Origin of the sequence: Pseudarthrobacter sp. NS4 (assembly GCF_024758005.1) — a bacterium.
In the GTDB taxonomy this organism is placed as follows: Bacteria; Actinomycetota; Actinomycetes; order Actinomycetales; family Micrococcaceae; genus Arthrobacter.
This window is the reverse complement of the sequence record NZ_CP103288.1, coordinates 1,991,561-2,012,234: the sequence shown is the minus strand read 5'-3', so window position 1 is coordinate 2,012,234 and position 20,674 is coordinate 1,991,561. Positions and strand designations below refer to the sequence as shown.

19 protein-coding genes are annotated in these 20,674 nt (G+C 66.2%); 7 read left to right on the top strand and 12 right to left on the bottom strand.

Going from position 1 to position 20,674, the window contains the following annotated elements; genetic code table 11:
* Positions 1–29: 29 nt before the first annotated feature.
* Complete coding sequence (locus NXY83_RS09450) at positions 30–1,346, bottom strand: GNAT family N-acetyltransferase (RefSeq protein WP_397427581.1); 1,317 nt, start codon at positions 1,344–1,346, stop codon at positions 30–32.
* 231 nt (positions 1,347–1,577) lie between these two features.
* Between NXY83_RS09450 and NXY83_RS09445 the strand changes: the two genes are divergently transcribed.
* Positions 1,578–3,038 carry an APC family permease gene (locus NXY83_RS09445; RefSeq protein ID WP_258805827.1) on the top strand — a complete coding sequence of 487 codons (1,461 nt, stop codon included), beginning with the start codon at positions 1,578–1,580 and terminating at the stop codon, positions 3,036–3,038.
* Between the two features lie 89 nt (positions 3,039–3,127).
* On the opposite strand, the gene polA is transcribed toward NXY83_RS09445, so the two are convergent.
* Entirely contained in the window at positions 3,128–5,770 is a 2,643-nt protein-coding gene (gene polA / locus NXY83_RS09440; RefSeq protein ID WP_258806142.1) for a DNA polymerase I, read from the bottom strand.
* A gap of 220 nt (positions 5,771–5,990) precedes the next feature.
* Here polA and NXY83_RS09435 point away from each other — a divergent pair, with 220 nt between their 5' ends.
* Positions 5,991–6,467, top strand: coding sequence for a hotdog fold thioesterase (locus NXY83_RS09435; RefSeq protein WP_258805826.1), 477 nt, complete (start codon positions 5,991–5,993; stop codon positions 6,465–6,467).
* Positions 6,468–6,679: 212 nt separating this feature from the next.
* Here NXY83_RS09435 and NXY83_RS09430 read toward each other — a convergent pair whose 3' ends face one another.
* The 3 genes from NXY83_RS09430 to NXY83_RS09420 form a co-directional block, all read right to left on the bottom strand.
* Positions 6,680–7,240: a dihydrofolate reductase family protein gene (locus NXY83_RS09430; protein ID WP_258805825.1), complete on the bottom strand. Its 561-nt coding sequence runs from the start codon at positions 7,238–7,240 to the stop codon at positions 6,680–6,682.
* A 184-nt stretch (positions 7,241–7,424) separates the two neighbouring features.
* Positions 7,425–7,931 (bottom strand): HAD domain-containing protein, encoded by a 507-nt coding sequence (locus tag NXY83_RS09425; RefSeq protein ID WP_258805824.1) that lies wholly within the window; start codon positions 7,929–7,931, stop codon positions 7,425–7,427.
* Between the two features lie 19 nt (positions 7,932–7,950).
* Positions 7,951–8,637 (bottom strand): hypothetical protein, encoded by a 687-nt coding sequence (locus tag NXY83_RS09420; RefSeq protein ID WP_258806141.1) that lies wholly within the window; start codon positions 8,635–8,637, stop codon positions 7,951–7,953.
* Between the two features lie 105 nt (positions 8,638–8,742).
* Between NXY83_RS09420 and NXY83_RS09415 the strand changes: the two genes are divergently transcribed.
* On the top strand, positions 8,743–10,356 hold the full coding sequence (locus NXY83_RS09415; RefSeq protein ID WP_258805823.1) for a LuxR family transcriptional regulator: 1,614 nt from the start codon (positions 8,743–8,745) through the stop codon (positions 10,354–10,356).
* A gap of 340 nt (positions 10,357–10,696) precedes the next feature.
* A complete protein-coding gene (locus NXY83_RS09410) occupies positions 10,697–11,785 on the top strand; it encodes a class I SAM-dependent methyltransferase (RefSeq protein ID WP_258805822.1) in 1,089 nt (362 codons plus the stop codon).
* 40 nt (positions 11,786–11,825) lie between these two features.
* Here the strand turns inward: NXY83_RS09410 and NXY83_RS09405 are convergent, their stop codons facing one another.
* Positions 11,826–12,257 (bottom strand): VOC family protein, encoded by a 432-nt coding sequence (locus NXY83_RS09405; RefSeq protein ID WP_258805821.1) that lies wholly within the window; start codon positions 12,255–12,257, stop codon positions 11,826–11,828.
* Positions 12,258–12,393: 136 nt separating this feature from the next.
* On the opposite strand from NXY83_RS09405, the gene NXY83_RS09400 reads away from it, so the two are divergent.
* The gene (locus NXY83_RS09400; protein WP_258805820.1) at positions 12,394–13,014 is read left to right on the top strand and encodes an L-threonylcarbamoyladenylate synthase; all 621 of its coding nucleotides are present in this window, start codon (positions 12,394–12,396) and stop codon (positions 13,012–13,014) included.
* Between the two features lie 26 nt (positions 13,015–13,040).
* Here the strand turns inward: NXY83_RS09400 and ligD are convergent, their stop codons facing one another.
* Positions 13,041–14,063, bottom strand: a complete 1,023-nt coding sequence (ligD, locus tag NXY83_RS09395) for a non-homologous end-joining DNA ligase (RefSeq protein WP_258806139.1) — start codon at positions 14,061–14,063, stop codon at positions 13,041–13,043.
* A gap of 69 nt (positions 14,064–14,132) precedes the next feature.
* Between ligD and NXY83_RS09390 the strand changes: the two genes are divergently transcribed.
* Positions 14,133–14,810 (top strand): alpha/beta family hydrolase, encoded by a 678-nt coding sequence (locus tag NXY83_RS09390; protein ID WP_258805819.1) that lies wholly within the window; start codon positions 14,133–14,135, stop codon positions 14,808–14,810.
* Positions 14,811–14,845: 35 nt separating this feature from the next.
* Here the strand turns inward: NXY83_RS09390 and NXY83_RS09385 are convergent, their stop codons facing one another.
* The 4 genes from NXY83_RS09385 to NXY83_RS09370 form a co-directional block, all read right to left on the bottom strand.
* Positions 14,846–14,998, bottom strand: coding sequence for a hypothetical protein (locus NXY83_RS09385; RefSeq protein WP_258805818.1), 153 nt, complete (start codon positions 14,996–14,998; stop codon positions 14,846–14,848).
* A gap of 153 nt (positions 14,999–15,151) precedes the next feature.
* Complete coding sequence (hrpB, locus tag NXY83_RS09380) at positions 15,152–17,794, bottom strand: ATP-dependent helicase HrpB (protein ID WP_258805817.1); 2,643 nt, start codon at positions 17,792–17,794, stop codon at positions 15,152–15,154.
* Between the two features lie 88 nt (positions 17,795–17,882).
* Positions 17,883–18,479 (bottom strand): hypothetical protein, encoded by a 597-nt coding sequence (locus tag NXY83_RS09375; protein WP_258805816.1) that lies wholly within the window; start codon positions 18,477–18,479, stop codon positions 17,883–17,885.
* Positions 18,469–18,792 carry a hypothetical protein gene (locus NXY83_RS09370; protein WP_258805815.1) on the bottom strand — a complete coding sequence of 108 codons (324 nt, stop codon included), beginning with the start codon at positions 18,790–18,792 and terminating at the stop codon, positions 18,469–18,471. Before NXY83_RS09370 ends, NXY83_RS09375 begins: the two co-directional genes overlap by 11 nt.
* Before the next feature lie 264 nt (positions 18,793–19,056).
* On the opposite strand from NXY83_RS09370, the gene NXY83_RS09365 reads away from it, so the two are divergent.
* On the top strand, positions 19,057–19,470 hold the full coding sequence (locus NXY83_RS09365; RefSeq protein ID WP_258805814.1) for a CBS domain-containing protein: 414 nt from the start codon (positions 19,057–19,059) through the stop codon (positions 19,468–19,470).
* Positions 19,471–19,557: 87 nt separating this feature from the next.
* Here the strand turns inward: NXY83_RS09365 and NXY83_RS09360 are convergent, their stop codons facing one another.
* Positions 19,558–20,496 carry a 5'-3' exonuclease gene (locus NXY83_RS09360; protein ID WP_258805813.1) on the bottom strand — a complete coding sequence of 313 codons (939 nt, stop codon included), beginning with the start codon at positions 20,494–20,496 and terminating at the stop codon, positions 19,558–19,560.
* Positions 20,497–20,674 lie beyond the last annotated feature (178 nt).

Genomic DNA, 20,674 nt, shown 5'->3' with positions numbered 1-20,674 from the left:
GGGTCAAAGCGGGCCCCTGCGCCGTCCCGTCAGAAGTGGGTAAGGCAGTGCGTGGCCCGCTCCACCGCGAACATCTGCCGGGCTTTCAGCGCAGCGCCGGAGGCGTTTTCGCAAATCTTCCCTGCCGCGGCCAGCGTGACGGGGCAGACGCCGCCCAGGTAAATCGAGGAGAGCGCGGAAACGCCCAGCGTCAGGTCCGCCGGCGTATTGTCCGGCAGCCGCTCGGCAGCGGCCTGGCCGCCTTCCACTGCCAGGGCGTAAGTCCCCGCCGTGAGGCCCAGCGGGTCACGGAGGTCCAGGACCAGCTTTCCGTCCGCCGGGTAGTGCCGGGCGGCCAGCGCCTTGGGAGCGTCAAGGATCCGGAGCCAGAGCATGTCCCGGCTGTCCGAGGAATCGATGCAGCGCGGATCCGTGAGGGCCCATGCGAGCGGGTCATCGACAGGCGCTTCTTCCCAGGAGACGCGCTCCACAAGGTCGACGGCGCCCAGGTATTGCCACAGCTCGAGGTAGGCGTCGTTGGTGGCCGCCAACAGATCGACCACTTCCACCGTGTACGGCTCCTTGTCCCAGCCGAGGAACTTGTAGGAGACGTAGCCGTCAACGTCTCCGCCGGGGCCGTAGTGGAGCGCCACTTTGACGGCAGGATCTTCCTTGCCTTCGTGGCCCAGGGATCCGGATACCAACTGCCGGTACCACTCCTGCCGGCCGATGGACCCCGGGGTCAGCCGGTGCACGCGGTCAAACACCGCAGGAGCCAGCTCCAGCAGGGCTTTGGGGTCGGCAACCTCCACGCTGCCTGTGGCCTGGTGCTGCAGGCTAAACCGTGCAGTGGTATCAACTTTGACCGTTCGCTCGAAGCTGGCCACGCCGTAACCGAAGCGTCCGTAGATGGTCCCTTCCGAAGCGGTGAGGGCAGCAACAGCGATGCCGTCCTCCCTGGCGAGGCGCAGGTCCTCGCTCATCATCCGCCGCAGCAGTCCGCGGCGGCGGTGCGAGGTCCGCACTGTCACGGAGGTGACCAACTGGCTCTCGAGGGTCCGGCCGAAGCCGATGTTCAGGGTTTTGCGGAATGTCGCGAAGGTGGCCACCGGCACGTCGGCAGGCAGCGAGCCCGGCGCCACCTGGCCGGTTTGGTAGGCGCCGGTCAGGACGCGCCCGTCGCTTTCGTAGGTGGCGAGGGACTTTGCCACATGCTCAGGTGTCCGGGTGGATTCATGGAATCCGAAAGATACGGCACGGCTCCAGGTTTCAGCCTCTGCATAGCCGTCCTTGCCCTTGGACACCGCGCCGAAGCGCCGGATTTCGTAGTTTCCACTCAGTTCAGCCACGGTTTCGAGCCTAGTCATGGCATGCCGCCGCCACCAGCCAAATCACGGGTCCACCGATCCCCGGTACATCCTGCCGATCGGCGTCCTGCTCAAACCGGACGGCCCTGTTCTAGGCCATTGCACAGTGCGCCTGCACGCCGCTTGGGTCTATGTTGGAGCACGACGTGACGCGCTTCACAGGCCTGGGGAAAGCGGTTTGCGCCCACGCTGCGTTTCTGTCCACAGCACCCGCAACCTTAACGAGGACGAATGAAAGTTTCACAAGCTGAACCAACGCCGGACACTTCCCTGTTAAAAGTCCTGGGCAACTGGGATGCCCTGGCACTGGGATTCGGGGCCATGATTGGCTTCGGCTGGGTGGTGCTCACCGGTGGTTGGATAGCGTCAGCGGGCACTATGGGTGCTGTCCTGGCCATGGTCACCGGCGGTGCAATCATGGGTGTTGTGGGGTTGACCTACGCCGAACTGACGGCCGCCATGCCGAAGGCCGGCGGTGAGCACAACTTCCTGCTCCGCGGCATGGGCCCCCGTTGGTCCTTCATCGGATCCTGGGCCATTACCGGCGGATACATCACGATCGTTGCCTTCGAGGCTGTCGCGCTGCCGCGTACGGCGCAATACCTCTTTCCGGACCTGAGCCAGATTCCGCTCTGGGAAGTCGCCGGTTACCAGGTGCACCTCACGTGGGCCCTGGTAGGGGCGGTAGCGGCTGTCGTGATCACCGGAATCAACATCCTTGGCGTCAAGTTGGCCGGGATCGCCCAGACTTTCGTTGTGGTCTTCCTGCTGGTCATCGGCTTGATGCTGGTATTCGGCTCCTTCACCGGCGGCTCGGCGACGAACATGGAGCCGTTCTTCACTGGCGGGCTGAACGGCTATTTTGCCGTCCTGGTGGTGGTTCCGTTCCTGTTCGTCGGCTTCGACGTCATCCCCCAGTCCGCCGAAGAAGTGAACATTCCGGCGCGGCAGATAGGCAAACTCGTTGTCATCGCCGTCCTCCTTGCCACGGTCTGGTACGTCATGACCGTCCTGACCACGTCCTCCGCGATGCCTGCCGGCGAGATCGCCCAGGCTGACATTGCCACTGCTGACGCCATGGGCGCGCTGTTCGGCAGCGAAGTCATGGCGAAGATCCTGATCGCCGGCGGAATCGCCGGAATCCTGACCTCCTGGAATTCACTGCTTCTGGGCGCCTCACGCCTGATGTATTCGATGGCCCGGTCTGGCATGTTGCCCGCATGGTTCGCCAAGCTGCACCCCAAGTACCGCACTCCGGTCAACGCCCTGCTGTTCATCGGGCTGCTGTCATTCCTTGCACCCTTCTTCGGTGTATCAATGCTTGGCTGGCTGGTGGATTCCGGTGCTCCGAGCATTGTCATCGCCTACATCCTGGTGTCCGTGGTGTTCGTCATCCTGCGCCGGCGCGAACCCCGGATGGACCGTCCGCTCCGCGTCGGCGGCAAGGGCAACGGCGGCATCGTCATTGGCATCGCCGCCGTGGTCCTGTGCGTCGGACTGCTCAGCCTCTACCTTCCCGGGATGCCCGCAACCCTTACCCCGCCGCCGTGGATCCTCTTCGGCCTCTGGTGGGTGCTTGGACTGGTTCTCTTCTTCCGCATTCCGGGAGGAATTGCTCCCGGCGAGGACTCTGAACACCGCCTGCTCGAACGGCTCAAGCAGCGCCGGGAGGAAGCGCTCAGAAGCAGCTGACACCTGGCGTCCCTTGGCGCAGGAACGGCCCGGCACCCACGAAGGGTGCCGGGCCGTTTCCCTGCAACCGGTCAGCCGGGCTCTGCGCCTTAGTGCCCGGCGTCGTACCAGCTCGGACCGACGCCGATCTGGACGTCCAGCGGGACACTGAGGTCCGCCGCGGCGCCCATTTGTTCGGTAACGAGCTTCTCCACCGCCCCGCGTTCACCCGGGGCAACTTCGAGGACAAGTTCGTCATGGACCTGGAGGAGCATCCGGGACTTCAGGCCCTGCGACTGTAGCTCCGCATGCACGCCAAGCATGGCGCGCTTGATGATGTCCGCTGCCGAGCCCTGGATGGGGCTGTTGAGGGCGATGCGTTCCGCGTTTTCCCGGAGCTGCCGGTCGGTGCTGGTCAAGTCCGGCAAATACCGGCGGCGCCCCTCAATGGTTGCTGTATAGCCGTCCACCCGTGCCTGGTCGACGACACCGCGGAGGTAGTCGCGGACTGCACCGAACCGGTCGAAGTAATCCTTCATCAGGGTGCGGGCCTCATCCACCGAGATCTCCAGCTGCTTGGACAGGCCGAAGGAGGTGAGGCCGTAGGCCAGCCCGTAGGACATGGCCTTCACCTTGGAGCGCATGGCGCTGGTGACCTCTTCCGTGGGTACGTGGAAGATGTTGGAGCCCACGAACCGGTGCAGGTCCTCGCCGTCCCGGTAGGCCTGGATCAGGCCCTCGTCGCCGGACAGGTGTGCCATGATCCGCATTTCGATCTGGGAGTAGTCAGCGGACAGCAGGCATTCGTAGCCTTCACTGACTACAAAGATTCCGCGGACCCGGCGGCCTTCCTCGCTGCGGATGGGGATGTTCTGCAGGTTGGGGTTGTTGGAGGAGATCCGGCCGGTGGCTGCCACGTTCTGAGCATATGTGGTGTGGATGCGGCCGTCTTCCGCCACGGATTTCTTCAGCGACTCCAGCATCTGGCGCAGCTTGGATGCCTCGCGGTGGGCCATGAGCTGGACCAGGAACTCGTGCCCGGTCTTCTCGAGGAGGTTCTTCAGCGACGCGGCATCGGTGGTGTAGCCGGATTTGATCTTTTTTGTCTTGGGCAGCTGGAGTTCATCGAAAAGGACGGTCTGCAGCTGTTTGGGCGACCCCAGGTTTACCTCGTGGCCGATGGCCGCGAACGCCTGTTCCTGGGCGTGGTCGATCACCCGGGCGAGGTCGGCGATCTGCTCGTCCATGCGCTCCAGGTCGATGCCGATGCCGGCCAGTTCCATGTCGGCCAGCACCCGGCTGACCGGAAGTTCGAGGGTGGACAGCAGTTCTTCCGCCCGGCGTTCCTTGAGTTCGGCTTCGAAGTAGCGGCTCAGGGACTGTACGACGGCGGCAGCCTGGACGAGTGCGTCGGCGGCAGCGGCGTCGTCGCCGTCGAACGAAAGCTCCAGCTGGCCGGCCTTGGCGGTGGCCGGGGAGATCCCGACGTTGAGGTGGTGCTGCGCCAGTTCGGCGAGTTCATACGTGCGGCGGTCCGGCTGGATGAGGTAGCCGGAGATGGACGTGTCATCCACCACACCCTCGAGCTCCAGGCCGCGGGCCGTCAGCGCCTTCAAAGCAGCCTTGAAGCCGTGCAGGACCTTCGGCGCTTCGGGATCCCGCAGCCACCCTGCCAGGACATTTTCAGCTTCTGCATCCTGGCCGGAAAGGTCCACGTAGGCGGCAGCGCCGTCGCGGACGATGGCAAGGGCTGCCGCGTCTTCACCGATCCGGCCGGGGACGAGGTCCACGGCGACGGCGGAGCGCTGCCCGGCACCGGCCGACAGGAATTCAGACAGCTCGGCCGCACCGGCAGGGGTGACGTAGGCGGGCGTGTCGATGCTCTCCCGCTCGGCGGCCGGAGTGTCATCATCGCCGTAGAGTGCGAAGAGCCGGCCGCGGATGGTCTTGAATTCAAGCTGGTCGAACAGGTCCTCGAGGGCCGCCTGGTCAGGGCGCGGCTGGTAAAGGTCGTCCAGCGTGACGGGCAGTTCGAGGTCCGTGTGGAGTTGGTTCAGCCGGCGGTTCCGCTTCACGGCTTCAACATTTTCGCGGAGCGCGTCGCCAACCTTGCCGCCGATGGAGTCCAGGTGTTCAAGGACGCCCTCAAGCCCGCCGTAGAGGTTGATCCACTTGGCCGCCGTCTTAGGACCGACTCCGGGCACGCCGGGCAGGTTGTCCGCGGTCTCCCCCACCAGCGCGGCAAGGTCCGAATAGCGGGCAGGGCTGACGAAGTACTTCGCCTCGATGGCGGCGGCATCCATCCGTGGAATGTCGCTGACACCCTTCTTGGGGTACAGGACGAAGACGTTGTCCGTGATGAGCTGGAAAGCGTCCCGGTCACCCGAAACCAGCAGCACCTCGTACCCTGCCTTTTCGCCCATCGCGGCAAGGGTGGCAAGGATGTCGTCTGCCTCATAGCCGGGCATCTTGATGGTCTTAATGCCCCAGGCCTCCATGACCTGGGCGATGAGGTCGATCTGGCCGCTCATCTCGCGCGGTGTTTCGTTGCGTCCGCCCTTGTATTCGCTGTACTCAGTCTTGCGGTGGGTGGACTCGTCCGAGACGTCGAAGGCGACGGCAATGTGGGTGGGCTGCTGTTCCTTGATGAGGTTGATCAGCATGGAGGTGAAGCCGTGGATGGCGTTGGTGTGCTGCCCGTTGGAGGTGGAGAACTTGTCCGCCGGGAGCGCAAAGAAGGCACGGAAAGCCATGGAATGTCCGTCCAGCACCAGGAGCCGGGGCTGGCCGGTGATGGGCACCACGGGCGCGACAGTAGCTGAAACCTCTCCACCGGCCGGGGGCGGAACTTCGTCCTTGACGGCGGTGCCCTTAACGGTGCCGGAGCCCTGCGGGGCCGGGTCCTGCGGAATAACTTGGGACGGGAAAGGGGCCGGTTTGGTTGTTTCACTCACAGGTGCCAGCCTAGTTGCCATGATGGACAATTTCACGCCCGGCCCTTTCGCTGATGAGCTGGTGGCCGCGGGCGTCCCGGATCACCTGCACGGCTGGCTGGAGCGGTTCGGGATCGGGGCACTGGTGGTGAAAATGGGGATCCACTTCCTGGAGATGAGTCCCGAGCGGACGGTGGGCACCATGCCCGTGGAGGGCAACACACAGGTGGCCGGGATCCTGCACGGTGGTGCGCACGTGGTGCTCGCTGAGACGCTGGGTTCCTTCTCTGCCGGCATGCACGCCGGGCCGGGCCGGCATGCTGTGGGCATCGAGGTCAACGCCACGCATCACCGGTCCATTTCGGCAGGGATCGTGACCGGGACATGCACGGCGGTCCATCTCGGACGCACCCTGGTAACCCACGAAGTCGTGATGACGGATGAGCACGGACGCCGGCTTTCCACTGCACGGATCACCAACATGATCCGGGAGAACGCCGCGCCGCCTCAGGGCTAGGGCCGGGATACGGCGCCGGGTTGCTGTTCGCTTTGCTGGAGTACCAAATGGGCACCGGCCATATCCAAGACCATGTGGCGCTGTCCGCGGCCACGCCGACTTTATCCACCTAGCCCTGTCCCCAGGGGAAGACGGGCTGGAGCGGTACCTGCATGCCCGTATTTGAACAACATTCCGGGAATACTGCCCGGAATTGCCCTGCCAGAGGTTGCTCAGGAGGCACTGCCTCCGGGGCCGTTCAGCAGGTACCGGAGCTCGACGATGCCCCTGCCCAGGGCGCGGGAGGCTGCCAACTCAAGTGGCGGCGTCGGGCCTGCCACGGGCAGCAGGCGCTTACCGTCACCCAGGACCACCGGGATGACCGAGAGGATGATCTCATCCAGCAGGCCGGCGTCGGCAAACTGGGCGGCGAGATTCCCGCCACCTACGACCCAGATATTCTTGCCGCCCGCGCCCTGCCGGAAGTCCCCGATGAATTCTGCAACATCGCCGCGGACGAACGTGATGTCGGCGCCTGCAGGAGCTGTGTACTCATGCCTGGTGAACACGTAGCTGGGCATGCCTGCATAGGCCCACTTGTCCGGTTCGTGTTCCATCAGCCAGGCGTACGTTTCACCACCCATCACGATGCAGCCGACACCGGCCATAAAAGACTCATAACTTTCCTTGCCGCCCTCGAAGCCGTCAAACTGCAGGAGCCAGCCGAGATCGTCGGTGGAGGTGGCGATAAAGCCATCCAGGGAAGCAGCTACAAAGTATTGGATCCGTGACATGGGGCCAGCCTAGCCAACCCCGGCTGCGGTGCCCAGAGGCCCGAACTACCCCGGGAAGTACGGAATGATCAGGTAGAGCCCGAAGAGGACTGCCCGGCCGCAGAGTCGTGCTGGTTTCGGCGGCGAAGCCCTGCGCGGGCTTCACCTCGGTGAGCCCGATGCCCCTACGCGTCGGGGCATCAGGTCAAAACAACGGCCGGGTGAGAAATGCGCAGACCGTTGACAGCTCATCCGGTGACATTCCCCGCCGGGGATGTGGGGAAACCGCCAGCATCCTCCTGCCCAGGAGCTGTATCCAGGACTGTGCCTCTGCCTCGAAGGCCAGCTGGTCGTCGATCCAGGCAGCAGCGTCCGCGCCAGTGATTTCCACGTCGTCCTGGATGGCCCGGAGTTTCCACCAGCCGTTCCCGCTGCCCGTTCCGGTGGTCGAGAGGTACGGCCAGTTCCCGCCGTCCAGGTTGATCGCAGGGCACAGGTACTGCGGGGCAAGTTCCTCCCAGCTGGTGAGCCAGACACACCGGACGCCGTCGGCCCGGGCCAGGGTGTTCAGCCCCGCCACGAGCTCGGCAGCATAGGCAACGGGCAGGAGGCCGGCGTCGGCATGGCGCCAGGCCGTACCCCAGCCTGTGGTTCCTTCCGGGCCGAAAGGACAGATGACGCCGTCGACGTCGATGTAAAGCGTGCGTGCCACGCTGTTACTCCCAGCCGTCTCAGTTCGGGCGGAACTCCGGCGGCCGCCGGCCCGCATCGAGCCCGGGAGCCATGCGCTCCTCCAGTGCGGCGACGGTCGCGTCCGGCAGGACGATCAGCCCGTCAAGTTCCCGGCGTGCGCGCTTGTAGGCGGCCTGCCGCTCTGCGGGCGTGGCGGCGTGGTTCTCCGCGATCATCAGCAGTTTGCGCGCTTTGGCCAACCGCCCGCGTTCGGGGCCGGTGAACTTGCTGTCCCTGATGCGGCGCGCCTCCCGCTCGGCGACGTCAAGTGCTACAACGAAGCTGTCGACTGCCTTGCGGTAGGCCTCAAGCCGTGCGGGGGACGTAACGTCGGCAGCAGAGGCAGGGCGCTGGCCGTCCGCTTCCCGCTTGGCACGGAGGAAGGCAACCGTCATGGGTTCCCTGACATCCGTCATGAGCGGAAAATCAATGAGCTTGCCCACATCGAGCTCGTATTCCAGCCAGCGGCTGTTGGTGGCGTCGTGGGCCGCCATCAGCGCTTCCACTTCCGCCGTCGACGCCTTCCCGGCTTCCAGGTGCTGGTTGCGAAGCTTGTAGAGTTCCACCTTGCGCTGGTGGCGGCGCTCACTGGCTTTGCGCAGTGAGTTGGCCCAGTGGCCGGCGAAGGCGCTCAGCGGAAAGACCAGCCACCACTTGTCGGAGAGGAACTCAAAGAGGGACTCCACCAGTCCATCGTCGCAGGCCGCGCGGGCCGCCTCAAGGAGTGCGGGCATCCGCTGTTCCGTCCCGGCCCGCGGCAGTACGCTGGAGGCGTCATCCGGGAGACGGGCATGCCAGAACTCGACCAACTGCTGATGTCCGGGCGCGAAGCGTTCGCCCGGCGGGACTGGCCTGCGGTCGCAAGCAACCTGGCGGCGGCCGCCCTCCGGGCACCTCTTGCCACCGGGGACCTGCAGGCCCTGGCAAGCTCGTCCTGGTGGTTGGGGAATGTTCCCGAGGCGCTGGCCGGAGCCGAAGAACTCTACCGCCGCTTCACCCGCGCCGGCGACCGTCCCGGTGCGGCAATGACAGCAATCAGCCTCGGCCTCCGGTGGGGCACCCGCGGTGATCTGGCGCTTGCCTCCGGCTGGCTGAACCGCGCCCGGCGGAGTCTCCAGGGCCTCCAGGACATTCCAGCCTATGGCTACCTCCTGTATGTGGAAGCGTCTATGTCCCTGGACTTCGAAGGCGACGCTGCGCCTGCGGCCAGTGCATCCGCAACCCTGGAAGAGCTCTCACGTTCCCACGGGGATCCGGCACTGCTCTGCTTTGCCCGGGTGCTGTCAGGCCTGGCTTTGGTGCGAAGCGGGGAAACCGATGCCGGCTTCAGCGACCTCGACGAAGCAATGCTTCCCATCCTGGCCGGCGAGGTGCCCGTTGAATGGAGCGGTGACATCTACTGCACAGTAACCCACCTCTGCCACGTGCTGGCCGATTATGCGCGCATGAGGGCATGGACCGAAGCACTGGACCGCTGGACGTCCGGGCTGTCCAGCACATTCGTGTATGCCCATGTGACGCGCGTCCACGAACTCCAGTTGCTCAGCATCGAGGGCGCATGGGATGAAGTGGTTCAGGAGATCGGGCCGTTGAGCGAAAAACTGGCGAAGGCACACGGCTGGATGGCCGGTGCGGGCTTCTACGAGCTGGGCGAGATCCTCCGGCTGCGCGGTGACGAGGCAGGGGCCAGGCGGGCATTTGCCCGGGTGCGTGAATCGGGGATGGATCCGCAGCCGGGAGAAGCGCTGCTTTTGTGTGCCTCCGGCCACTACGTCCAGGCACTTGAGCAGCTCGGCCTTTCCCTTGGGGAGGGAAACCCCCTGGACCGTGCCCGGCTCCTCCTGCCCGCCACCGAAATCGCGCTCACCTGCGGGCAGCCCGACCTCGCGGCGGCCTACTGCAGCGAGCTGGAACAGACTGCGGTGCGGTTCGCTTCTCCGGGTTTCCTGGCGTGGGCAAGCCATGCCCGGGCACACCTGCTGCTGTCCGCCGGCCTGTTCCCGGAAGCATTGGCAGCACTGGAACCGGTGGCCCGGACCTACCGCAACCAGCGGGCGCGGTACAGCATCGCCAGAGTGCATGAACTCCTGGCAGCCTGCCGCGCCGGCATGCAACAGCAGGAGGTGGCGGAGGCAGACAGGGCCACCGCCGTCGCCATCTACCGGCAGCTTGGCGCGCTGCCCGATCTCCGGCGGGTGGAGGCACGTCTGCCCGGCCGGCTGACCGCCCGGGAGGCCGAGGTGCTGACCCTGGTGAGTCGGGGAGCCAGCAACCGGGACGTGGCAGCGGCCCTGGTCGTCAGCGAAAAGACGGTGGGGCGCCATCTCGCAAACATCTTCCTAAAAATTGGCGTGACCTCCCGGACCGGCGCAGCCGGCTGGGCCCGGGAGCACCGGTTGTTATAGGGCACGTTTTTCTGCAAGGCACGCCGGCGTCCCGCGGCCCGTGTGGAAAGCGGACCTGGCACGTGTGCACGCCCCCGCCGTCGGACGTTGCTGATGTTCCGGCTGACGCGTTTTCTGACTGACGCGTTTGCTGGCTGCGGCGGCCTCTGCTTCGGGTGTTATGGAGGCTGCAGCATATGCACCACCGCGCGCCGAAAAGATACACAATTCCCCCGACGCGGACACCTGCTCCCCCGCCATAACGTCAACATATCCAAACACCCCGATGGCCCGGACACGGACCAGGACAAGGAATGGAATACCGGCTTCGGGGCCTAACACAGCATGGAAAGGGCGGATCATGACCACATACCGTGCGGAGACAGCCACGGACCCGAAGGAAACAGCAGCTGACGCTGCCGCGGAACGGCTGGTGCGCATCCTGAATGACGCATCAACCGGAATTCTCATCAGCATCGGACACCAGGCGGGGCTTTTCGAAACGTTGGCCGGCCTTCCACCCGCCAGCAGCGTCCAGATTGCCGACGCCGCGGGGCTCAACGAGCGCTACGTCCGTGAATGGCTCGGCGGCATGGTGACGGCACGCTTCATCGACTACGACGCCCACGCAAAAACCTACGTCCTGCGGCGGGACATAGCCTCCGCGGTCACCGGACCCGGAGTGGACAACCTTGCCCGTACGCTCACATACATCACGCTGATGGGCGAAGTCGCCGGCAAAGTGGTGGAGAAATTCCGTACGGGCGGCGGACTGGACTACTCCGACTACCCCGGCTTCGTCCAGATCCAGGCAGCAGACAGCGCTTCCGTCCACGATGCCTCCCTGGTGGACAGCATCCTCCCGCTGTCCGGAAGGATGGAAGACCTCCGCTCCGGCATCCGGGTGGCCGATATCGGCTGCGGTGCGGGCCACGCCGTGAACCTGATGGCACGGGCATTCCCAACCAGCAGCTTTGTGGGCTACGACTTCTTCGAGGAAGCCCTCGAGGCCGGCCGGGCCGAGGCGCAGCACCTGGGACTCAGCAATGTCCGGTTCGAACTGCGCGACGCCGCCGCCCTGGACCTCCGGGAAGAGTTCGACCTGGTCACCGTCTTCGACGCCGTGCATGACCAGGCCCACCCGGCCACCGTGCTCAGCAACATCCGGCAGGCGTTGAAGCCGGGCGGGACCTTCCTCATGGTGGACATGAAAGCTTCAAGCAACCTTGAGGACAACATCGAACTGCCCTGGGCTGCCTTTCTCTACGCCATCTCCACCACGCACTGCATGTCCGTTTCGCTGGCCCAGGGCGGCGACGGGCTGGGCACTGTGTGGGGTGTGCAGCAGGCCGAAAAGATGGTCCGGGATGCGGGGTTCCAGGACGTGCGGGTGGTGGACCTGGACGAAGATCCCTTCAACGCCTACTTCGTGGCAACCAAGGAGTGCTGAATCCGGGAACCAGGCAGGAAGCCGGGCGCGTTCAGCGGAATCAGGGCGCGCCCGTGGTGCCCTGCGCAGCGTTGACGTTCACCAGCCAGGCGACGCCGTAGCGGTCCGTGCACATTCCGAAGATGTCACCCCAGGGCGACTTTTCCATCGGGACCGTGACCGAGCCGCCGTCGCTCAGCTTGTCGTAGTAGCCGCGGAGTTCCGCCTCGTCCTCGCCGCTAAGGGAGATGGAGATGGAGGATCCGGGGGTGTACTCCATGCCGTTGGGAGTGTCGGCCCCCATCAGGACCAGGCCGTGCGGCGTGGTCAGCATGCCATGCATGACCTTGTCCCCTTCCGCAGGATCCTCGCTGGCCTGGTACTCCCCGAAAGTGCTGACCCGCAGTTCCCCGCCAAAAACGGACTGGTAGAACGTCATAGCCTCGCGGGCGTTGTCACGGAAGCTGAGGTAGGGGTTAAGGACGGTCGGCATGGCTTGTTCTCCTTGGGAAGAGGGGACTGGCATGGTTGGAACCAAACAACATCCTGCCCCAAAGAAGGGCGCGCTGGTAGGGGTTTCCGGGGAACCTTAGTGCGGGCCGGGCCCCGGGGAACGTAGGCTCGGAGTCATGGCCAGATACTTCGATGTTCATCCGCAGGACCCCCAGCCCCGGGCTATCACCCAGGCGGTGCGCATCCTGCTCGACGGCGGGCTGCTCGCCTACCCCACGGACTCCTGCTACGCGCTGGGCGCGCAGATGGGTAACAGGGAAGCCCTGGACAGGATCAGGAGCATCCGCGAGCTGGATGACAAGCACCATTTCACCCTGGTCTGCCGGGACTTCGCCCAGCTTGGTCAGTTCGTGAACATTGGCAATGACGTATTCCGCAGCATCAAGTCGGTCACGCCCGGAAGCTACACGTTCATCCTTCCGGCCACCAGGGAGGTTCCCAAACGCCTCCTGCATCCGAAGAAGAAAACCGTGGGCGTCCGGATCCCGGACAACCGGGTGGTTTCGGCGCTGTTGGCGGAACTGGGTGAGCCGCTGCTGTCCAGCACCCTGCTGCTGCCCGACGAGGAGGACCCGCTGACCCAGGGGTGGGACATCAAGGAGCGGCTGGACAATCAGGTGGACGCAGTGATCGATGCCGGCGATTGCGGCGCTGAGCCCACCACGGTGGTTGATTTTTCCAGCGGCGTGGCAGAGGTGGTCCGGCGGGGCGCCGGCGACCCCTCCCGCTTCCAGTAGTAGCGTCCGCTAAGTCCCGGCGTCCGTCAGTCCTGCTTTTTGGCCCGGCTTGGCTGGACCCGGGGCGGCTCCCCGGGCATCTTGGGATAGTCCGGCGGAAACGGCAGCTCGCCGAGGCCGGCCTCGCTGTCCCGCTCCCACCACTCCAGCAGGGTGTCTATGTTTCCCGGATTCTTGTGGAAGTCCGCCCAAGGGTCCCCTGCCGTCCGAAGCCGTTCCGGGACGGTGAGGATGGTGAAGTTCTTGGGGTCGGCGTTCTCCAGCTCGTCCCAGGTGATGGGGCAGGACACCGGGGCGTGTGGCAGGGCCCGGGGGCTGTAGGCACCGGCGATGGTACGGTCCCGGTTGGCCTGGTTGAAGTCAAGGAAAATCCGCTGGCCCCGCTCTTCCTTCCACCACGCCGTGGTCACCTTGTCAGGCATCCGCCGCTCAACTTCCCGGGCAGCGGCGATCACTGCGTGCCGGACATCCAGGAATTCCCGGGTGGGTTCAATCGGGGCATAAACGTGGAGGCCGCGGTTTCCTGAGGTCTTGATGAAGCACTCGAGCCCCGCCTCGGCGAGGACCTCCTTCAGCACCAGGGCCGCCGGGACTGCATCGTCGAAGTCCGTCCCGGGCTGCGGATCCAGGTCGATCCGCAACTGGTCCGGGTTATCAGGGTTTCCGGCGCGGGACGGCCAGGGATGGAAGACTACTGTGTTCATTTGTGCGGCCCAGACGGCGGCCGCGGGTTCGTCGAGCACCAGCATGGGATGGGACCGGGCACTCGGAAAGACCACCTTGACCGAGCGGATGAAGTCAGGGGTCCCTTTGGGCGGGTTCTTTGAGAAGAACTGCTCACCGTCCACATTGCCCGAGTATCGCTGCAAGGCCACCGGGCGGTCGCCGTTCGCGGCAATGAACGCCCCGCCCACGTCGCAGAGGTAGCGGGCCAGGTCCAGTTTCGTGAGGCCCAGGTCCGGCCAAAGGACGCGGCTGGGGCTGGAAATCCGCATCTCCCGCTCGCCGTCGGGACCCGGGACTTTAATGGTGGTCTGTTCGCTCGCCATGGGGACAACGTACACCCCGCCGTTAGCGGGCGGACGGATTTCCATCCGCCCGTCCGGCATGATGGAGTCATGCCCGCCCAAGAAACCAACTTTCCGCTTGCCGTTGGCGAGGTCACGGTCTCAGCAGCCTATGCCCGCCCGGAAAATCCCTGGGCCACGGTCGTGGTTGCCCATGGTGCCGGGGCCGGAATGGAACATCCCTTCCTGTCCGGGTTCACGAACGCCCTGAACTCCCTGGACGTCGCAACCCTGCGGTTCAACTTCCCCTACCGCGAAGCCGGACGCAAATTCCCGGACCGTCCCCCGGCTGCCATCGCTGCCTGGCGCGCGGCGATGGCCGCTGCCGGGGAGCGGGCAGCACACCATGGGGACTCCGGCCCCCTGTGGGCTGCGGGCAAATCCTTCGGCGGCCGGATGGCATCCATGGCCGTGTCGGAAGGCATGGCGGCTGCCGGACTCATCTACCTCGGGTACCCCCTGCACCCGCCGGGAAAACCGGAAAAGCTGCGGGACGAGCACCTGTACGGGATGACCACGCCCATGCTGTTCCTGCAGGGCACCCGTGACACCTTCGCCACGCCGGACATCCTGGAGGATGTGGTGTCACGCCTCGGGCCGTCCGCCGAGCTGCGGTGGGTGGAGGGCGGCGATCATTCCTTCGGCGTCGCAGGCGTCAAACGCCAGGCCGGCGAGGTCGGGGCCTCGCTGGCGGCACCGGTGGCTGAGTTTATCCGGGCCGCCGGCTAAAGCAAGCCAGTCCGGTTCCGGCCGGCTAAGTACAGCTAAGCTGCTTCCTCGTGCCACCAGCCCTCCCAGGCTGTGGACGTGAGCTGGCCTTCGGGAGAATCGGTCTTTCCGCTGCCTCCGTTGTAGGACCGGTTGTCATCGCTGCGCCGGCCGTCGAGCAAAAGGTTCAGGCTGTTCAAGAGAAACATCTTTATGTCCTTCCATGTGGGGTATGGACCACGCTGTCCACGTACCACCGAGCGTAGCCACAGCATGTTTCAGCACGTCGACGCGACGTTTCGGATGTGTATCGTTGTTCTCACCCAACCGACGGGCGGGGATGAAAAGAGCCCGGAGGGACGCTACTTTCGCTGCTTGGTCCGTGCTGTGGCGGGGGCGGTCCAGGGATCCTCCGGCCACGGGTGCCGGGGATAGCGGCCCCTCATCTCCGCGCGGACCTGCGCATAGGGCCCGGACCAGAAGGACGTCAGGTCATCGGTCACGGCCAATGGCCGGCGGGCCGGTGACAGCAGGTGGAAGAGGACCGGAACCCTGCCGCTGACCAGCCGCGGCGAAGCTGCAAGGCCGAAGCACTCCTGCAGTTTGACAGCCACCACCGGCGGTGCATTTTCTTCGTCCGGCTGTGGGTAGTCGATCCGGATCCGTGAGCCGCTGGGCACCTCCAGCCACTCCGGAGCAAGCTCGTCCATCCTTCCGGCCTCAGGCCAGGGCAGGAGGCGGCGCAGCGGCTGGATGAGGTCCAGTGCTGCGATGCTGCCTCCCGCCGCCAGCGATTCGAGTTCGGGGCCCAGCCAGTCATCAATGCGCAGCATGAGGGCATCGTCCGAGACGTCCGGCCATGGTGCCCCCAGCTCCCGGTTCAGGAAGGCAAGGCGGCGACGCAAGGCCGCGGCCGCCGTCGACCATTCCAGCGCGGAAAGGCCCTCTTTCTGCAGGGCGCGGGCCACTGCGGTCCTGCCCTCCGCGGGCGAGGGACGGACAGGAGTATCGGCAAGGATGATGGCGCCCAGGCGCCTGACTTTCCGGGCGGTGACCCGCCCCTGGACGAAGTGCGCCTCCACGGTGTCCGTAACAAGGCGGGAGGCGGCTGCTTCGGCAAGTTCGGGGTTGAGCGGTGCCGCCGCACGGATGACGGCGCCCGTCCCCGCAGAATCCCGGCCCTCCGCCCGCGAGACTTCGGCCACGGCCAGCCATTCGTACCCGGACAAGGTGCTTCCCGCCGGCAGGCCGGCCCGTGTCCCGGATGACAGCAGGTAGCGTGCAGGTCCCCCGCCAGGCACGAGGCGGGCCACCCGGTCAGGGAATGCCAGGGCGACGACGGCGCCAACCACCTCGGTGCCGGCTGCACCGGCGGAGAGGCCGGGAGCGGAGGCGGGGGTTCCAGCGTCCCGGGCAAGGGCCTGCAGCCGCCTGGTCTCCTCCGCCCAGCGACGCCCGGCGGGCCCGGGGTCGCCCCGGAGCTGGGCAAGAAGGCGCGGGAGGTCAGCGCCGGGAGCGCGTTGGTCGCCTGCAACAGCGGCCACTACCTCCGCGGCTTCCCGGACACCGGTGGCTGCTGCGCCGTCCAGCAAGGCACGCGCCAGCCGGGGGTCGGCAGGGATTCCGGCCAGGATCCGGCCGGTGGGGGTGGCGTGGCCGTCGGGCGACAGGGCCCCGAGTTCCCTCAGGACCTCGATGGCATCGTCCAGCGCCTGCCGGGGCGGCATGTCCGGCAAGGGCAGTCCTTCTCCACCCGGCGATCCCCAGCAGGCCAGCGTCAACGCGGTTCCGGTCAGGTCTGCGACTTTGATTTCCGGAGTGACGTGGGCCGGGGCCGCGCCGAAAGCCTGCTGGGTGTAGCAGCGGACCACTGTGCCCGGGCCCTGCCGGGCGGCCCGGCCTGCCCGTTGGTCCGCGGAGGCCCGGGAACAGGACACTGTCACCAGGCCGTTCATTCCGCGGCCAACGTCCCGGCGGGGTTCGCGGGTAAGGCCGGAATCGATGACCAGCCGGACGCCCGGCACAGTGAGGGAGGATTCGGCAAGGTCGGTGGAGACGATGATCCGGGGCTTCTCCCCCGGCCGTCGTCCGGACACTGCCCGGTCCTGGTCGGCGGCGGCCACCTGGCCGTGGAGCTCCAGCACATCGATGTCCCTTCCCAGGCGGCCGCGAAGCCCTGCTGCCACCTGCGACACTTCCCTCGCGCCGGGGACGAAGACCAGGGCATCCACGGAAGTGTCCTCCGCCAGCGCCCGGGTGTGGGCGCCCGCTGCCGTTGTTACGAGGTGGTCCAGGAAGGCGCGCGACACTCCCCTGTTGTGCAGCCGTGGGCCTGGCGCTGGCGCCCATTCCACCTCCAAGGGATGGAGCACCGAAGGGCAGTCGATGACGGGAGCCGCGGGACCGCCGTCGGGATTCCCCAGCAGGGCGGCGAAGCGGGGCGCGTCCAGTGTCGCGGACATCGCGACGACGGCCAGGTCGCCGCGGAGCTCGCGGACTTCGGCCAGCATGCCCATCAGCAGGTCCGTCTCGAGTCCCCGCTCGTGGACCTCATCCAGGACGACGGCCGCAACGTCCTCAAGGCCGGGGTCTGCCAGCAGCCGGCGCAGGAGGATGCCCGGCGTCACGAATTCAACGAGGGTTCCCGGCCCTGCCTGGTGTTCACCGCGCACGGTGTACCCGACGCGGCCGCCGAGCCGGCCGCCAGCCGCGCCGGAATCCAGGGCGGAGAGGCGCCGGGCAGCGGCACGGGCAGCCACCCGACGTGGCTGGGTGACCACTACCCGGCCCGCGCCGGCAACGAGATTCGCGACCAACGGCGGAACGAGAGTGGTCTTGCCGGTACCCGGCGGCGCCTGCACCACTGCCGCGCCGGCCGCGGGACCGTTTGCCAGTGCCTCCCTCAGGCCCGGAAGCGAGCCTGCGAACGCCAGGCCGGCGCCGATGGCACCAAGGTCAAAAGATTTCCCGGCATGGAGCCGGTCCCGGCCGTTTGAAGAAGTCACCAGTCCATTCTGCCGGTCCCTTCTCTTCGGGAGGCGTTCGGGATCTTCGGGAGGCGTGCGGCCAGGCAGGCCGCCGGAGGGGATCCGGTCAGGGCTTGCCCTGGCCCTTGCCTTTCCCCCTGGCTTCCTTCGCTGCATCCGGAAGCTGCTCCTCCTGCTGCACAGGGACCGGTACCGGCTGGGGTAACGGGGCGGGCTCCTCGGCTACCGGTTGGATGGGCTGGGACTGCGGCACGGTCGCCTCGGCGGGGGCGGCCCCCGAAGTTCCCGCCGCTGCAGGTGTGTCCTCGACTGGGGCTGTTCCGGCGGCCGGCGCCTGGGAAGCCATCTGGCCCGCAATGTTTGCCCGCACCGCTTCCAGTGCCGTTTCGATGCCGCGCAGCCGGGGCGCTGAGATCCGGCCATCGCGCGCTGCCGAATCCAGGTCCGTCTCCAGCGCCTGAAGCGCGGCCAGCGCTCCGTCCATCCTGTTTTCCGCTGCCGCCTGGGTGATGCTCAGGACCCGGATCTGGAAGCCGCGGAGGGTGCCTTCGTCGGAGTCCGGGACTCGAAGGCCGCCAAAAGCGGTGACGCCGACCGCCACGGCAAGCGCGGCCGCCAGCGCTGCAGCGGTTGCCGGGATACGGCGCCCCGCTCTGGAGCGTGTCTCGCCGGGCCGTGGGGATTGTGCTGGGTCAGGCGGCATGCCGGCCCCTGAGCGGCGGGACTGATGCTTGCCGGACAGGCAGGACGGTCACGGTGGCCAAATGGGGTTCCGGCGCCTGGACGGCGCCATCTCCGTAAGTTCCAACAGGACGGGGGCGGGCATTCCTCAGGATCCGGCGGGCGGCAGACCGCAGCACCATGGCCAGCAGCTGGCCCAGGCCCAACCCAAGGAGCACGTGGCCTGCAAGGTACTGCCCGCCCATGCCGGCAGCGCCGAAGGGAGCGCCTGCAGCCACTGCGGCTCCGCCGGTGGTCATCATCAGCGACCATGCGACACCAAGTACTGTGCCCATTACCCCTGCTTCCCTCATCCAATTAATCAGCAAGCTTACTAGTAATGCTCAGCAAGCTTACTACTTGACGGCCCGGACGCAAGAACAGCCGGAGGATCAGGAGCCGCCGCAACAAGCGCCCTATGAGCAGACTCTGGACAGACATAATCAGTAGGCTTAGCATTTTTTCATCGGTTGGCTCCGGAGCCGTCAACCAGCACCGACTCCTATGGCCACCCGAACAAGCCCACAGGGACACGGCACGGCATCACGAAGGAGACCACCATGACAACGGCACGGGAAATCATGACCGGCGGAGCGGAATGCATCGGCGAGAACGAGACCCTGGAAGCAGCAGCCCGCAAAATGAAGGATCTTGACGTCGGTTCGCTTCCCATCTGCGGCGAGGATAACCGGCTCAAGGGCATGGTGACGGACCGTGACATCGTGGTGAAGTGCCTGGCCGAGGGCGGTGATCCGCGGTCAGTCAAGGCAGGCGAACTGGGTGAAGGCAAACCGGTCACCATTGGCGCGGACGATTCCATCGAGGAAGCAATCAGGACCATGCAGGACCATCAGGTCCGCAGGCTCCCCGTCATTGACGGGCACGACCTGGTGGGCGTCCTCAGCCAGGCGGACATTGCGAAGAATTACCCCGAGGACCGCGTGGGCGAACTCGTGGCATTCATTTCATACTGAAACGGGCAGGTCACTAAAGGAGGCTGCCAGGTCCCTTCCGGGAAGTGGCAGCCTCCTTTACGGGCTGAGCGGCAAAACGTCGCCGTTTTACGCTGTTTTGTCCAGTGCGTCGAGCAGCCGCCTGACGGAACCGCCCAGGTTCCATTCAATCGCCAGCCGCTCCAGCTCGGCGCGCGGTTCACCGCCCACCGGGCGCAGTTGGGCGCCTGCCTCCTCCAGGGTGGGCAGCTCCAGGTTCCGCACCAGACGGACGACGGCGGGGGCTGCTTTCAGGTAATCTGCGGCGGCGGCGAGCTTGGCCCGCACTGGACCGGCCAACCCGCTGCCGTCATCTTCGGCCGCTTCGAGCAGCCCTTCCAGGGTGCCGTACTTCAGGAGCAGGGACGCCGCCGTCTTCTCCCCAATTCCCGCGACCCCCGGCAGCCCGTCCGAAGCATCACCCCGCAGCGTGGCGTAATCGGCATACTGCCGGGGCAGCACCCGGTACTTTCCAACGATGGTCCCTTCGGTGATGACCTCGAGGTTCCGCATGCCGCGCGCGGTGTAGATCACCCGGACCTGCCTGCCGTCGTCGCACACCTGGAATAGGTCCCGGTCCCCCGTGACGACGTCGACCGGGAAGGCCGCGTGGCTGGCATAGGTGCCCACAACGTCGTCGGCCTCGTGTTCGGCCGCGCCCACAACCGCGATGCCGGCCAGCTCCAGCACCCGGCGAATCATGGGCAGCTGCGCCTCCAGAGCATCCGGAACGACCTCGATGTCGGGAGCATCCGTGACTGCCTCGGCCACGCGGTGCGACTTGTACGTGGGGAGAAGGTCAACCCGCCATTGCGGGCGCCAGTCATCGTCCCAGCATGCGACCAGGTGCGTGGCGCGGTAGTCCGTGGCAAGCCGCGCGATCATGTCCAGCAGGCCGCGCACGGCGTTGACAGGTGTCCCGTCAGCGCGGCGGATGGTATCGGGCAGACCGTAAAAGGCCCGGAAGTACAGGGAGGCAGTGTCCAGCAGCATCAGGCGTTGGGGCATACCTGATCCTGACACGGATCAGTGCCGCAGGTCAGCAACCCGGCGCCGGTCGCCGCCGGAACGGGCTGACTTTGAACCCAGCCCCAGCAGCCCCCGGCCCGCCTGCTCCAGGACGGGATCCATGCTCAGGAGTTGAACCGCGGAGATGGAATGAACACCTTTTATCGGGACGGCGATA